Below are 13,790 nucleotides of genomic sequence, written 5' to 3'. Positions count from 1 at the left end.
GCAATGACCGACCAGACGCCGCTCGTCGGCATCGTCATGGGTTCCGACTCCGACTGGCCGACCATGCAGGCGGCGGCCGAGGTCCTCACCGACTTCGGCATCCCGTGGGAGGCCGACGTCGTCTCCGCGCACCGCATGCCGGTGGAGATGGTCGAGTACGGCCGCGACGCCGCCCGGCGGGGGCTCAAGGCGATCATCGCCGGCGCCGGTGGCGCCGCCCACCTGCCGGGCATGCTCGCCTCGCTCACCCCGCTGCCGGTCATCGGCGTCCCGGTGCCGCTGAAGTACCTCGACGGCATGGACTCGCTGCTCTCGATCGTCCAGATGCCCGCAGGCATCCCGGTCGCGACGGTCGCCATCGGCAACGCCAAGAACGCCGGCATCCTCGCCGCGCGCATCATCGGCACCTCCGACGCCGAGCTCCAGGCGAGGCTCGAGGAGTACGCCGCGTCGCTGTCCGAGCAGGCCCACGCCAAGGGCAAGGTCGTGCGCGACTACGCCGCGGGCAAGCCGCGCCTCGGCTTCTGACCCGCGACGCCACGACGGCCCGCACCCTCACGGGGTGCGGGCCGTCGGCGTCCGGTGGGGGAGCGGTCAGGCGAACTTCGAGACGACGCCTGCGTCGTCGACGGTGATCCCGTGCTCGGCCAGGCCGCTCTGCACGATCATGCCGACCTGGCGCGAGAGCCGGTCGACGAGTGCGTCGCGCTCCTCGTCCTGGTGACGCACCCACCAGATGATGCTGGTGTCGACCATGCCCTTGAGGCCCGCGAAGAGCGCGTCGAGCGGGACGCCGCCGGTGCCCACCGCTGCGAGGTGCGTCTCGGCGGCCTCGACGATCTTGCCGAGGAAGTGGCTGCGCCCGGCGCGGCCGCGCTGCAGGTCGCGGGCCTGGCTGCGGCCCATCAGGAAGAGGAAGAGGCCGGGGTTCTCCGAGGCCCACTCGACGGCCTGCTTCACGGGCTCCCGGATCCAGTCGACCGCGTCGCCCTTGGCCTCCAGGGCGGGCAGGACGCGGTCCTTGAGCGAGCCGGCGGCGTACCGGGCGACCTCGTGGAGCAGCTCCTCCTTGCTGGAGAAGTGCCGGTAGACGTGCGGACGGGCGACCCCGGCGAGCTCGGCGATCTGGCTCGTCGCGGCGTCGGGACCGTGCTGCTCGATCGCCTCGGCCGCGGCCTGGATGATCCGGTCACGCACGGGGGCGCGGTGGCCCTGCCGGCTGCTCGCGCGCCGGGCCGCGGTCGTGTCCTCCCACTTCTGCGCCGTCATGGGACCAGAACCTACACTGGGGACACGGTGTACCACTTACCGGGCATCCGTGGCATGATTCCGTTGTCGGGGTACAGCGTGTACCCACTCCCTACCTCTAAAGGACGGACCCATGGCTCGCCCCGTGTCCCGCTGGATGGACGAGGACCTCAAGGACTTCCGCGACCTCGCGCGCACCTTCGCCGAGAAGGAGATCAAGCCCAACGTCGAGAAGTACATCGCCAACAAGCAGGTCGACCGCGACCTGTGGAACAAGGCGGGCGCGCTCGGCCTCCTCTGCGCCTCCATCTCCGAGGAGTACGGCGGCGGTGGCGGCACGTTCGCCCACGAGGCCGTCCTCATCGAGGAGCAGGCGTACGTCGGCGACTCGTCCTGGGGTGCCTCGCTGCACTCGGGCATCGTCGCGCACTACATCCAGGCGTACGGCCGCGAGGAGCAGAAGCAGATCTGGCTCCCGAAGCTCGCCTCCGGTGAGGCCGTCGGTGCCATCGCGATGACCGAGCCGGGCACCGGCTCGGACCTCCAGAACGTCAAGACCAAGGCGATCAAGGACGGCAACGAGTACGTCATCAACGGCTCCAAGACCTTCATCACCAACGGCGCGCAGGCCGACGTCGTGGTCGTCGTCGCCAAGACCAACCCGGAGGAGGCGGCCGCGGGCATCTCGCTGATCATCGTCCCGACCGACACCCCCGGCTTCTCGCGTGGTCGCGTGCTCGACAAGATCGGCATGAAGGGCCAGGACACCTCCGAGCTCTTCTTCGAGGACGTCCGCGTCCCGGTCGAGAACCTCCTCGGCACCGACGAGGGCCAGGGCTTCATCCAGCTCATGGAGCAGCTGCCCCAGGAGCGCCTGATCGTCGCCGTCTCGAACGTGGCCGCGATGGAGGCCCTCCTCGACCTCACGCTCGAGTACACCGAGTCGCGCAACGCCTTCGGCAAGCCGATCGGCAAGTTCCAGAACACCAAGTTCAAGCTCGCCGAGATCGCCACCGAGGCCCGCGTCGCGCGTGCCTTCCTCGACGAGTGCATCGAGCTGCACGTCAAGAAGCAGCTCGACATCCCCACCGCCGCCATGGTCAAGCTCTGGTGCTCGGAGCGCTCGCAGAAGATCGCCGACATGTGCCTGCAGCTGCACGGTGGCTACGGCTACATGAACGAGTACCCGGTCGCCCGTGCCTGGGCCGACCTGCGCATCTCGCAGATCTACGCCGGCACCTCGGAGATCATGAAGGAGATCATCTCCCGCTTCCTCAAGTCGGGTGACGTCATCCCGCGCTGATCCCGCGCGCCAGCATCACGCCGAAGGGCCGGTCACCGTGGTGGTGACCGGCCCTTCGTCGTGCGCGGGCGCAGCGGTCATTCCTCGGGGGCCGGCACCACCACGACCGGGACCTCGGCGTGGTGCAGCACCGCGCGGCGTACCGACCCGAGGCCCCGGTGCCGGGCGCCGACCACCAGGAGGCGGGCTTCGGCGCCCCGCTGGAGCAGGACGTCGGCGGCGTGGCCCGCCTCGTCGACGACCCGGACCGGGGTCTCGGGGAACTCGCGTGCCTGGCGTGCCACCGCGTCGCGGAGCGCAGGCAGGTCGGAGGGGGTCGGGGCCACGTGACGCAGGCCGAGCCCCTCGCCGTCCCACGCGAGAACTGGCGCGAGGTCGACAGCGTGGACCACCTCGACGAGGGTGGAGGTCCGCGTCGCCTCCGCGAAGGCCCAGCGGAGCGCAGCACGCTGCTCGCGGGGGTCGGCCGTGACCCCGACGACCACCGGGTCGTCGTCGGCGTGGGCACTGGCGATCCAGTGCGGTGGCACCACGACGACCGGGCCCCGGGCGTGCGCCGTCAGGCTGCCCGAGACCGACCCGAGCATGCTGCGTGCGAACGTGCCGAGCCCGCGGCTGCCCACGACCGTCAGGCGCGCGGTCGCGCTCGCGGCGACCAGGCACTCGACGGCGTTGCCGAAGGCGATCCGGGTGCTGACGACGAGGCCCGGGTGGTCGCTGCCGACGCGCTCGGCCAGTGCTGCCAGGAGGGTGTGATCGGAGGGGTCCGGGGAGGCGACGTACGGCGGGAGGGTGCCTGCGCCCGTCACGACCACGAGCAGCTCGAGCGGCACCCCGGCCGAGGTCGCCCAGTCCGCTGCGAAGTCGATCGCCGGCGTGTTCGCCTTGGAGCCGTCGACGCCGACGACGACCGGTCGGGGCGTGGACATCTCAGGCCCCGCCGGGTCGCGCCGCGTTCCCGCCGGACGAGGGCGGCAGGTCTCCGGGCCTGGTCATGTGCACCTGGGTGGTCATCGCTCGGCTCCTCTCGGGGCGCCGGGACGCCGTCGTACCCGGCTCCTCCAGCGTGCGCCGGCGGGGGCGCGGACGGCAGGGCCGAAGGAGGGGACGTGCCGGGACCTTCGGAGGCCTCAGCCGGGCAGGCCGGAGTCCGTGCAGAGCTTCGCCCCGATGTCGTCGGTGCGGTCCTCCTTGATCAGCGTGAACATCCGCTTCGAGCGCTCGCTGTCCCAGTGCACGGCGAGGTCGGCGAGGGGGACGACGCAGCTCTTGTCGGGACTCGACATGGCCATCGCGAAGCGGGCCAGGGCGAAGGTGCTGGTGCCCTGCGACACGGTCAGCGTCGACGCGCCCGCGTGGGTCAGCTTCCAGTAGCGGACCGGGTTGAGCACCGACCACGGCGAGACGGCCTTCTTGCCGACCTGGCCGACGACCTCGCGCTGGTGCTTGGCGCGGTCGATGTCACCGAGGCCCGAGGTGTGGCGGGACCGTGCGTAGGCCAGGGCCTTGCGGCCGTTGGCGTGCTGGCAGCCCTTCTTGACGTGCAGGTTGGCGAGCGGGTCGTCCATGTCCTGCGTCGGACAGATGGTGATGCCACCGACGGCGTTGACCAGCTTCACGACGCCGCCCATGCCGATCTCGACGTAGTCGTCGATGCGGATGCCGGTGTTCTGCTCGACGGTCTGCACGAGCAGCTTCGGGCCGCCGTACGAGAACGCTGCGTTGATCTTCGTGACGCCGTGGCCCGGGACGTCGACGAGCGAGTCGCGGGGGATCGACATGAGCAGGTCCGGCCCGGCTCCGATGTGCAGGATCATGATCGTGTCGGTGCGCTGGCCGACGTCGCCGCCGGTGTGGAGCCGGCGACGCTGCTTCGCGGTCAGGCCCTTGCGCGAGTCCGACCCCGTGACGAGGTACGTCGTGCCCGGCTGGTCGGCGGGCCGGTCACCGGACGGGAACGCCTCGACGCGCTCGATCTTCTGCATCGCCAGCACGGGGGTGGCGACGAGGAAGGCGAGCCAGGCGCACAGGGCGAGGACGATCCAGCGTCGCAGCGGGCGCCGGGTCCGTGCCCGCGGGCGGTCCGACCCGGAGCTGCCCGGCGGGGGAGAGACGGGGCGCCGCGGCGGGCTGGCCGGCGGCACCGGCGGCTGGTACGCCGACGGCCGCGAGGGCGCCTGCCGCTGCTGGCGAGGCCGCTCGGGGGGCAGGACGACCGGCATCACGCGCGTCTCGTCGGACTCGGGGAGGGGCCGCCTCTGGCCGCCGCCCACGTCGGTGGCGCGGGTCTCGTCGGGGTCGCCGTAGAGCCAGCGATACTCCGGCGTGCCCGGCTTGGGAGGTTCGCGCCGATCTGCCATGGCGCCAGACGCTACCGTGCGGTGCCATGACCGAAGCATCGCTGGGAACCCTGCCTGCCTCCTACTCGCGTGTCGAGCTGGCGATGGTGATGGAGCGCACGCGCGCCAACCTGCACGGCAACGTGCACGGCGGCGAGATCATGAAGCTGGTCGACTCGACCGCCGGCGCCGTGGCCCAGCGTCACAGCGGCGGGCTCGCGGTGACAGCCGCGATGGACGAGATGGCGTTCCTGAGGCCGGTCCACGTCGGCGACATCCTCCGCACCTACTCCCAGGTCAACTGGGCCGGGTCCTCGTCGATGGAGATCGGTGTCCGGGTCGAGGCCGAGCCGTGGGACGCGCCCAACGCGTCGGTGCACGTGGCGTCGGCGTACCTCGTCTTCGTCGCGGTCGACGGCAACGGGCACGCACGCAAGATCCCCGGCTTCCGCCCGGAGACCGACGCGGAGCTGCGCCGGCAGCGTGAGGCAGAGATCCGCCGCTCCCACCGGCTGGCGGCCAAGGCCGAGATCCTCAGGGCGCGCGACGGATCCTGACGTCCGCCGGGTTCCGGCGCGCCGTAGCCGCCGTGACGCATGTGACTGGTGATACTTGTCGGCAACTTCCCCGTTCGATGAGAGAGGCCGTCCGATGCCACCCGTCCTTCCCCCCGGGTCGCACCTGAGTCGCGAGCACGACCGAGCGGCGCGGATCCGCTTCCGCCGCGCCATCACGCTCATGGCGATGACGATCGTGCTGCCCGGGTCGGCGCAGCTCGTCGCCGGCAACCGCAAGGTCGGCCGCATCGCTCTGCGGGTCGTGCTGGTCCTCCTCGCGACGGCTCTCCTGCTCGGCCTGGTGACGCTCGTGTGGCACCCGCTGGTCATCAAGCTCGCGGTGAGCCCGTTCTTCCTGCTCCTGGTCCGGCTCGGCCTGATCGCCGGAGCGATCGGCTGGTTCGCGCTGCTGGTCGACGCCTGGCGCCTCGGCCAGCCGCTGACGCTGGTCAAGAACCACCGCCTCGCGATGACCGGCCTCAACGCCGCGCTCACCTTCGTCGTCGCCGGGTCCCTGCTCTTCGGAGCCCACATCGCCGGTGTCAGCCGCGCCGCGCTGCTCGCAGTGGGCGGCGAGGGTGGCGACGGCAGCGCCAACGCCGGCCGCTACAACATCCTGCTGCTCGGCGGGGACTCCGGGTCCAGCCGCTGGGGCATGCGCCCGGACTCCATGCAGGTCGCGAGCGTCGACGAGGAGACCGGCCGCACCGTGCTGATCGGGCTGCCGCGCAACATGGAGAACTTCCACTTCGCGCCGGGATCGGTCATGGACAAGCAGTTCCCCGACGGGTTCGACTGCGACGGCTGCTACCTCAACGGCGTCTCGACCTGGGCCGGTGACCACACCGACCTCTTCCCGGGCTCGAAGAACCCCGGCATCGACGCCACGGTCATGGCGATCGAGGGTGTCACCGGCCTCAAGATCAACTACTGGGCGATGGTCAACCTGCAGGGCTTCCGCGACGTCGTCAACGCCGTCGGCGGCGTCAAGCTGCACGTACGGGAGCCGATCCCGGTGGGCATCCCCGGCGACAGCTTCTACACCCACCTCAAGACCGGCTACTACCGGCTCAACGGCTTCGAGGCGCTCTGGTACGCGCGCGCTCGCCACGACTCCGACGACTACTCCCGCATGGCACGGCAGAAGTGCATGATCAACGCGCTCGCGCAGCAGGTCAGCCCGACGACGATCGTCCGCAAGTTCGGGGCGATCACGAAGGCGACCACCGGCATGATCGCCACGAACATCCCCACGGGCGACTTCTCCAGGCTCGTCCCGCTCGCGATGAAGGCGCGCTCGCAGAAGATCTCGACGCTCTCCCTCGTCCCGCCGCTGGTCAAGGACACCGCGCACCCCGACATGGACTTCATCCACGAGAAGGTCAAGCAGGCGATCGCGAGGGCCGAGGGCAAGGCCGGCAAGCCGGCCGGCAAGGCCGTCGTCCCGTCGTCGTCCGCGGCCCCGAACGGCGAGACCCAGCGCGGCGGGTCGATCGGCACACGTGAGACTGGTTACGCCGCCAACGAGAGCACGGACCTGTCGTCCGCCTGCTGACCGCTCCAGGCCCTAGGGTGGCGCCGTGACTCCGACCCCTGACGCTCCGCGCATCGTGGCGGTCGTGGTGACCTTCAACCGCCTGGCCCTGCTCCAGCGGCTGCTCGGCGTGCTGCGCGCGACCCCGCAGCTGGCCGAGGTCGTCGTGGTCGACAACGCCTCGACCGACGGCACGGGGGAGTGGCTCGCCGCGGCGACCGGCGGCGACGGCGTTCCCGTCCATGCGGTGACGCTCACCGCGAACCTCGGCGGTGCCGGCGGCTTCCACGAGGGACTGCGGCTGGCGATGGAGCGCGGAGCCGACCTCGCATGGCTGATGGACGACGACGGCGTGCCGGTGGACGGGTCGCTCGACCTGCTGCTGCAGCACCGCGGGGAGTTCGACTTCTGGGGCCCGGCCGTCCTCGCCGAGCAGGACCCGGACCGTCTCTGCTTCCCCATCCGCCTGCCCGGCCGTGCCCAGGTGGTGCACGCGATGGCCGACGCGGAGGCGGAGGCGGCGACGCACGACGGCCTGCTCCACGACATCGTGATCCCCTTCAACGGCGTGCTGGTCACCCGTGAGCTCGTCGAGCGCATCGGCCTGCCGCGCGAGGAGTTCTTCATCTGGGGCGACGACCACGAGTACCGCCTGCGCGCCGAGAAGGCGGGGGCCCGGATCGCCACCGTCGTCGCCGCGCACTTCCTGCACCCGGCCACCGACGACCTCGGCACGCCGATGCTCTTCGGACGGACGACCTACAACCACACGCCCAGCGACCTCAAGCACTACTGCATGGCGCGCAACAACGTGGTCAACCTGCGTGACTACCGCGGCTGGGTCTTCGTCCTGGCCTTCGTGCTGAAGACCGTGTGGTTCTACGCGTTCACCCGCCCCTCGGCGCACCGGCTCCGGCTCAGCGCCCAGGGCATCGGCGCCGGCGTGCGCAACGACTTCTCGGGCCACCGGAGGTTCCTGCAGTGAGCGGCGAGAGCACACGACGCGAGACCGTCGCGGTCGTCGTCGTCACCTTCAACCGGGCCGACCTGCTCGTGCGCATGCTCGACGGCCTGGCCGCGCAGACCCGTCCGGCCGACGCGGTCTTCGTCATCGACAACGCCAGCACCGACCACACCCGCACCGTCCTCGACGCACGCACCGACCTGCCGCTCCACGTCACGACCAGCGCCGAGAACCTCGGCGGCGCCGGCGGCTTCCACCTGGGCATGCGCCAGGCGTACGACGCGGGCCACGACCGCATCCTCCTCATGGACGACGACGTCGTGCCGGCTCCCGACTTCCTCGAGGTCATGACCGCCCACACGGGCCCGTGCCAGATGGCGGTCCGCGAGGACCTGCAGGGCCGGCTCGTCGAGAAGGCCGCGATCCGCTTCGACCTGGACAACCCGCTGGCGATCAAGCCGAAGACGGCGAGCGTGGACTCGACGTACGCGAGCCGTGCGGAGATGCCCGCCGAGGTCGAGGTCGAGAACGTCGCCTTCGAGGGCTTCATGGTCCGTCGTGACGTGATCGCGGCGATCGGCCTGCCCGACCCGTCGTTCTTCATCTTCTACGACGACGTGGATTTCGCGATCCGGGCCCGCAGGGCGGGGTACCCGGTGGTCTGCCTCCGCGACGCGGTGCTGGTGCGCCAGCTCGACTTCAACCAGCAGCACGACCTCGGCAGCTGGAAGGGGTTCTACATGTTCCGGAACCTCTTCGTGGTCCACTTCCGCTACGGCGGCAACGTGCTGGTGCGCCTCAAGCCGTGGCTGATCGTCCTGATGGTGGTGCTGCTCAGCCCCCTGCGCGGCGGGAGGGGCGAGGCCGCGAACGTGATCAAGGCCATCCGCTCCGCCCGCGAGATGCGTCACCTCGACCCCGCGTCGTCCCCGGATGCGGTCCGTCCGCCTCGCTAGACTCACGCCCGATCGGCGCGTGAGCGTCGACGAACCCCAGGAGAAACGTGACCCAGCCTGATCTCGTCGTTGTCGGCTCCGGCTTCTTCGGCCTGACGCTCGCGGAGCGCTGCGCCGCCGAGCTCGACCTCAAGGTCCTCATCCTCGAGCGGCGTCCCCACATCGGTGGCAACGCCTACTCCGAGTTCGACGAGGAGACCGGCATCGAGGTGCACAAGTACGGCACGCACCTCTTCCACACCTCCAACGAGCGTGTCTGGGAGTACGTCAACCGCTTCACGTCGTTCACCAACTACCAGCACAGGGTCTTCGGCAAGTTCAAGGGGCAGGTCTACTCCCTGCCGATGAACCTGGCGCTGATCAACTCGTTCTTCGGTCGTAGCCACACGCCCGACGAGGCGCGCGCCCTGATCGCGGAGCAGGCCTCCGAGATCAACACCGAGGACGCGAAGAACCTCGAGGAGAAGGCGATCTCCCTGATCGGCCGTCCCCTGTACGAGGCGTTCATCAAGGGCTACACCGCGAAGCAGTGGCAGACCGACCCGACCGAGCTGAGCGCGGAGATCATCACGCGCCTCCCGGTCCGCTACAACTTCGACAACCGCTACTTCAACGACACCTACGAGGGTCTCCCGGTCGACGGCTACACGGCCTGGCTCGAGCGCATGGCCGACCACCCCAACATCGAGGTGCGGCTCAACGTCGACTTCCTCGACCCCGAGGTCAACGCCGAGTTCAAGGGCAAGGTCCCGGTCGTCTACACCGGCCCGGTCGACGAGTACTTCGGCAACTCCGAGGGCCGCCTGTCGTGGCGCACCGTCGACCTCGAGCAGGAGATCATCCCGGTCGACGACTACCAGGGCACCGGCGTGGTCAACGCCAACGACCCGGAGGTCCCGTTCACCCGCGAGCTCGAGTTCAAGCACCTCCACCCGGAGCGGGCGGCGTCGTACACCAAGGGCAAGACGCTCGTCGTGCGCGAGTACAGCCGCTTCGCCGAGGAGGGCGACGAGCCGTACTACCCGATCAACACCGCCGAGGACCGCGAGAAGCTCCTCAAGTACCGCGACCTCGCCAAGAAGGAGCCGATGGTGCTCTTCGGCGGCCGCCTCGGCACGTACAAGTACCTCGACATGCACATGGCGATCGCCTCGGCCCTGTCGATGTACGACAACAAGGTGAAGCCGCACTTCACCGAGGGCGCCGAGTTCGCGTCCGGAGGAGTTGACGCCTGATGGCCACCCGTGTGCTGCAGCGGTTCATCATGCCGCTGGACAAGGACCCCGACGTCCTTCCGCTCTACGTCGACCCCGAGGCGATCGTCCTCGACGCCGACAAGGACACGGTCGGCGGTGACAAGTCCGCGAAGGCGCTGAACGCGGCCGCCAGCCGGCAGTCGACCAGCACCGGTGCGAAGGTCGCGGTCGAGGACGTCCTCGGCCGCCACGCGTTCCGCGTGCGCGAGGGCCAGGAGCTCTCCTTCGGCACCTACTTCAACGGCTTCGCCGCGGGCTACTGGCGCCGCTGGACCGTCGTGGACGCGGTGACCCTGGACGTCACGCTCTCCGGCGCCGGCGCGCACGTCATCGTCTACCGGTCGATGGCCAACGGCCGCTCGCAGAAGGTCGACGACGCGGTCGTCACCGGCGACGCCGAGACGACGCTCTCGTTCGACCTGCCGCTGGTCCCCTTCCAGGACGGCGGCTGGTACTGGTTCGACGTCATCGCCGGTGCCGCCGACGCCACCGTCACGGCGGCCACGTGGTCGGCCGAGGTCCCGGATGACCGCGCCGCCTCCCGCACCGCGACCGTCGGCATCACGACGATGAACCGCCCGGACTTCTGCGCGGCCCTCCTCGAGTCGCTCGGTGCCGACGAGGACGTGCTCGCGATCATCGACCGCGTCCTGGTCATGGAGCAGGGCACCAAGAAGGTCGCCGACGACGCCGGGTTCCCGGCGGCGGAGAAGGCCCTCCAGGGCAAGCTCCGGGTGATCGAGCAGGCGAACCTCGGCGGCTCGGGCGGCTTCGCCCGGGCGCAGCTCGAGACGCTGCGCGCGGGGGAGTCGGCGTACGTCCTCTTCCTCGACGACGACATCATCTGCGAGCCGGAGTCGATCCTGCGTGCGGTCACCTTCGGTGACCTGGCCCGGCGTCCCACGATCGTGGGCGGCCACATGTTCTCGATCTACAGTCGCGCCGACATGCACTCCTACGGCGAGGTCATCAACCGCTACCGGTTCTGGTGGCAGTCCGCCCCGACGGTGCTGCCCAACTGGGACTTCGGCAACCGCAACCTCCGCTCGACCCGTTGGCTGCACAAGCGCATCGACGTCGACTTCAACCCGTGGTTCATGTGCCTGATCCCGGTCGAGGTGATGGAGCGGATCGGTCTCGGCCTCCCGCTCTTCATCAAGTGGGACGACTCCGAGTACGGCGTGCGCGCGCAGGCCGCGGGCTTCCCGACCGTCTCGCTCCCGGGCGCGGCGGTCTGGCACGTCCCGTGGACCGACAAGAACGACGCCCTGGACTGGCAGGCCTACTTCCACCAGCGCAACCGCTTCGTCGCGGCGCTGCTCCACTCACCGTTCAAGCGCGGTGGGCGCATGGTGTCGGAGTCCTTCCAGCACCAGGTGATGCACCTGATGTCGATGCAGTACTCCGTCGTGGAGATGCGCCACCAGGCGCTGCTCGACGTCCTCGAGGGTCCAGGCAAGCTCCACGCCGACCTGCCGACGAAGCTCGGCGAGGTCCGCGAGATGCGCAAGCAGTGGCAGGACGCCGACCTCCAGGGCGACCCGGACGCGTTCCCGAGCCCGCGCCGTGAGAAGCCCAGGAAGCGCGACATGGACAGCGACGTCCCCGGGCGCGCTGCGCAGACCAAGATGAAGCTGATCGGGGCCGCCCGGCAGTTCAAGGGCGTCCGCGCGCTGTCGCGGGAGTTCCCCGAGGTCGCGCTGCCGGCGATGGACGCGAAGTGGTACCGCCTCGCCTCGCTCGACGCGGCCGTGGTCTCCATGCCGGACGGCACGTCGGCCGCGTTCTACCAGCGCGACCCCGAGCAGTTCCGTGCGGCGCTGAAGAAGACCGTCGAGATCCACAAGCGCCTGCTGCGGGAGTGGCCCGCGCTCGCGGAGCAGTACCGCGCAGGCCTGCAGGACGTGACCTCGCAGGAGGCCTGGGCCCGCACGTTCGGCATCGAGGAGGCGGAGTGAGCACCACCGACTACGCCTCGCTGCCGCTGGTCGACCCCGCGGGAGGCAGCGGGCTGATCGAGGTGCGCAAGCACCGCTACCTGCTGAAGCTGCTCGTCCGCCGCGAGCTCCAGGCGCGCTACTCCGGCTCTGCGCTCGGCATGGCCTGGTCCTACGTGAACCCGCTGTCCCAGCTCTTCATCTACTGGGGCGTCATGGGCAAGATCATGGGCATGTCGGGTCGCACCGAGAACTTCGCGATCCACGTGTTCGTCGGCCTGGTCACGGTGCACTTCTTCACGGAGACCTTCAACGCCGGCACCCGGTCGATCGTGCGCAACAAGGCGTTCGTGCGGAAGATGGCGCTCCCGCTGGAGCTCTTCCCGGTGTCGTCGATGCTCGTCTCCGCGGTCGGCATGGTGCCGGAGCTGATCATCCTCACGGTGATCTGCCTCTTCTGCGGCTGGCACCCCGACATGACCGGCGTCATCGCCTTTTTCCTCGGCGCAGGCATCATGGCCGCCGCCGGCACGGGTCTCGCGCTGGTCTTCAGCGTCGCCAACGTGTTCTTCCGCGACTTCGGCCAGCTGGTCGGCATCCTGGTCAACTACGTCCGCTTCGGCGTCCCGATGATGTACCCGTACACCCGGGTGGCCCACATCCACCTGGTGGAGGTCTACCTCGCCAACCCGCTCGCGGAGGCCGTGCTGCTGATGCAGCGAGCGTTCTGGGCGGGCACGACGCGCGGTGACATCCACAAGATCGAGCAGCAGCACTTCCCGAGCCATCTCCTCGAGCGGGGAGCGGTCGCCCTGGCCGTGTCCATCGCCATCCTGCTGATCGGCCAGCTGGTCTTCAGCAAGTTCGAGAACAAGGTCCCGGAGCGGGTGTGACATGACGACTGCGATCAAGATCGACCACGTGAGCAAGGAGTTCACGCTCAACTACCACCGCACCATGAAGCAGATGGCGGTGGCGGTGAGCAAGGGCAACAAGGTCCGCGACAAGTTCCTCGCCCTCGACGACGTCACCTTCGAGGTGCAGCAGGGCGAGGCGATCGGGCTCATGGGCCTCAACGGATCCGGCAAGAGCACGCTGCTCAAGCTGGTCCAGGGCGTCATGCGCCCCGACCGTGGGACGGTGCGCACGCGCGGCCGCATCGCGGGCCTGATCGCCACGGGTGCGGGCTTCCACCAGCAGCTCTCGGGCCGCGAGAACATCTTCCTGAACGCCGCCGTCTTCGGCATGAGCGAGGCCGAGACGAAGCGCAAGCTCGACTCGATCATCGACTTCGCCGACATCGGCAAGCAGATCGACACCGAGGTCGGCTTCTACAGCTCGGGCATGAACTCCCGCCTCGGCTTCGCGATCGCGATCCACGTCGACTCCGACATCTTCCTCGCGGACGAGGTGCTCGCCGTCGGTGACAAGCCCTTCCGGCAGAAGTGCATGGCGAAGATCGACGAGATCCGCAAGGAGGGCCGCACGCTCTTCTACGTCAGCCACTCCGCCGGTTCGGTCGAGCGGGTCTGCGACCGCGTGATCGTGCTGGAGAAGGGCCGTCTCGGCTTCGACGGGGGAGTGAAGGAAGGCATCGCCTACATCCACTACGACGACGAGCCCGGCGCGCCGGACGAAGGCGCGCTCGGCGCCGACATCTGAGGCCCGGACGAAGGCCCCCTCCCGCCGGGAGGGG

13 protein-coding genes are annotated in these 13,790 nt (G+C 69.7%); 10 read left to right on the top strand and 3 right to left on the bottom strand.

Annotation, left to right across the window (positions count from 1 at the left end; all coding sequences use genetic code 11):
* The first annotated feature begins 3 nt into the window (after window positions 1-3).
* The gene (gene purE / locus Q5722_RS03870; protein ID WP_305026897.1) at window positions 4-528 is read left to right on the top strand and encodes a 5-(carboxyamino)imidazole ribonucleotide mutase; all 525 of its coding nucleotides are present in this window, start codon (window positions 4-6) and stop codon (window positions 526-528) included.
* Between the two features lie 66 nt (window positions 529-594).
* Here purE and Q5722_RS03865 read toward each other — a convergent pair whose 3' ends face one another.
* Window positions 595-1,269 carry a TetR/AcrR family transcriptional regulator gene (locus tag Q5722_RS03865; protein WP_305026896.1) on the bottom strand — a complete coding sequence of 225 codons (675 nt, stop codon included), beginning with the start codon at window positions 1,267-1,269 and terminating at the stop codon, window positions 595-597.
* 112 nt (window positions 1,270-1,381) lie between these two features.
* On the opposite strand from Q5722_RS03865, the gene Q5722_RS03860 reads away from it, so the two are divergent.
* The gene (locus Q5722_RS03860; protein ID WP_305026895.1) at window positions 1,382-2,551 is read left to right on the top strand and encodes an acyl-CoA dehydrogenase family protein; all 1,170 of its coding nucleotides are present in this window, start codon (window positions 1,382-1,384) and stop codon (window positions 2,549-2,551) included.
* A 77-nt stretch (window positions 2,552-2,628) separates the two neighbouring features.
* Here the strand turns inward: Q5722_RS03860 and Q5722_RS03855 are convergent, their stop codons facing one another.
* Both Q5722_RS03855 and Q5722_RS03850 read right to left on the bottom strand, forming a co-directional pair.
* Window positions 2,629-3,480 carry a universal stress protein gene (locus Q5722_RS03855; protein ID WP_305026894.1) on the bottom strand — a complete coding sequence of 284 codons (852 nt, stop codon included), beginning with the start codon at window positions 3,478-3,480 and terminating at the stop codon, window positions 2,629-2,631.
* A gap of 201 nt (window positions 3,481-3,681) precedes the next feature.
* Complete coding sequence (locus tag Q5722_RS03850; protein ID WP_305026893.1) at window positions 3,682-4,911, bottom strand: LCP family protein; 1,230 nt, start codon at window positions 4,909-4,911, stop codon at window positions 3,682-3,684.
* 26 nt (window positions 4,912-4,937) lie between these two features.
* Here Q5722_RS03850 and Q5722_RS03845 point away from each other — a divergent pair, with 26 nt between their 5' ends.
* The 8 genes from Q5722_RS03845 (at window position 4,938) to Q5722_RS03810 (ending at window position 13,756) form a co-directional block, all read left to right on the top strand.
* On the top strand, window positions 4,938-5,447 hold the full coding sequence (locus tag Q5722_RS03845) for an acyl-CoA thioesterase (protein WP_305026892.1): 510 nt from the start codon (window positions 4,938-4,940) through the stop codon (window positions 5,445-5,447).
* 187 nt (window positions 5,448-5,634) lie between these two features.
* Window positions 5,635-7,002 (top strand): LCP family protein, encoded by a 1,368-nt coding sequence (locus Q5722_RS03840; protein WP_305026891.1) that lies wholly within the window; start codon window positions 5,635-5,637, stop codon window positions 7,000-7,002.
* A 25-nt stretch (window positions 7,003-7,027) separates the two neighbouring features.
* Entirely contained in the window at window positions 7,028-7,966 is a 939-nt protein-coding gene (locus Q5722_RS03835; protein ID WP_305026890.1) for a glycosyltransferase family 2 protein, read from the top strand.
* Entirely contained in the window at window positions 7,963-8,901 is a 939-nt protein-coding gene (locus tag Q5722_RS03830) for a glycosyltransferase family 2 protein (RefSeq protein WP_305026889.1), read from the top strand. The genes Q5722_RS03835 and Q5722_RS03830 overlap by 4 nt, the downstream gene beginning before the upstream one ends.
* A 47-nt stretch (window positions 8,902-8,948) precedes the next feature.
* Window positions 8,949-10,136: a UDP-galactopyranose mutase gene (glf, locus tag Q5722_RS03825; protein ID WP_305026888.1), complete on the top strand. Its 1,188-nt coding sequence runs from the start codon at window positions 8,949-8,951 to the stop codon at window positions 10,134-10,136.
* The gene (locus Q5722_RS03820; protein ID WP_305026887.1) at window positions 10,136-12,115 is read left to right on the top strand and encodes a glycosyltransferase; all 1,980 of its coding nucleotides are present in this window, start codon (window positions 10,136-10,138) and stop codon (window positions 12,113-12,115) included. The genes glf and Q5722_RS03820 overlap by 1 nt, the downstream gene beginning before the upstream one ends.
* On the top strand, window positions 12,112-12,987 hold the full coding sequence (locus Q5722_RS03815; protein ID WP_305026886.1) for an ABC transporter permease: 876 nt from the start codon (window positions 12,112-12,114) through the stop codon (window positions 12,985-12,987). The genes Q5722_RS03820 and Q5722_RS03815 overlap by 4 nt, the downstream gene beginning before the upstream one ends.
* A gap of 1 nt (window position 12,988) precedes the next feature.
* On the top strand, window positions 12,989-13,756 hold the full coding sequence (locus tag Q5722_RS03810) for an ABC transporter ATP-binding protein (RefSeq protein WP_305026885.1): 768 nt from the start codon (window positions 12,989-12,991) through the stop codon (window positions 13,754-13,756).
* The last annotated feature ends 34 nt before the right edge of the window (window positions 13,757-13,790 follow it).

The sequence above is a fragment of the Nocardioides jiangxiensis genome, from assembly GCF_030580915.1.
GTDB classification, from domain to species: Bacteria; Actinomycetota; Actinomycetes; order Propionibacteriales; family Nocardioidaceae; genus Nocardioides; species Nocardioides jiangxiensis.
This window is presented reverse-complemented; position numbering and strand designations above follow the sequence as displayed.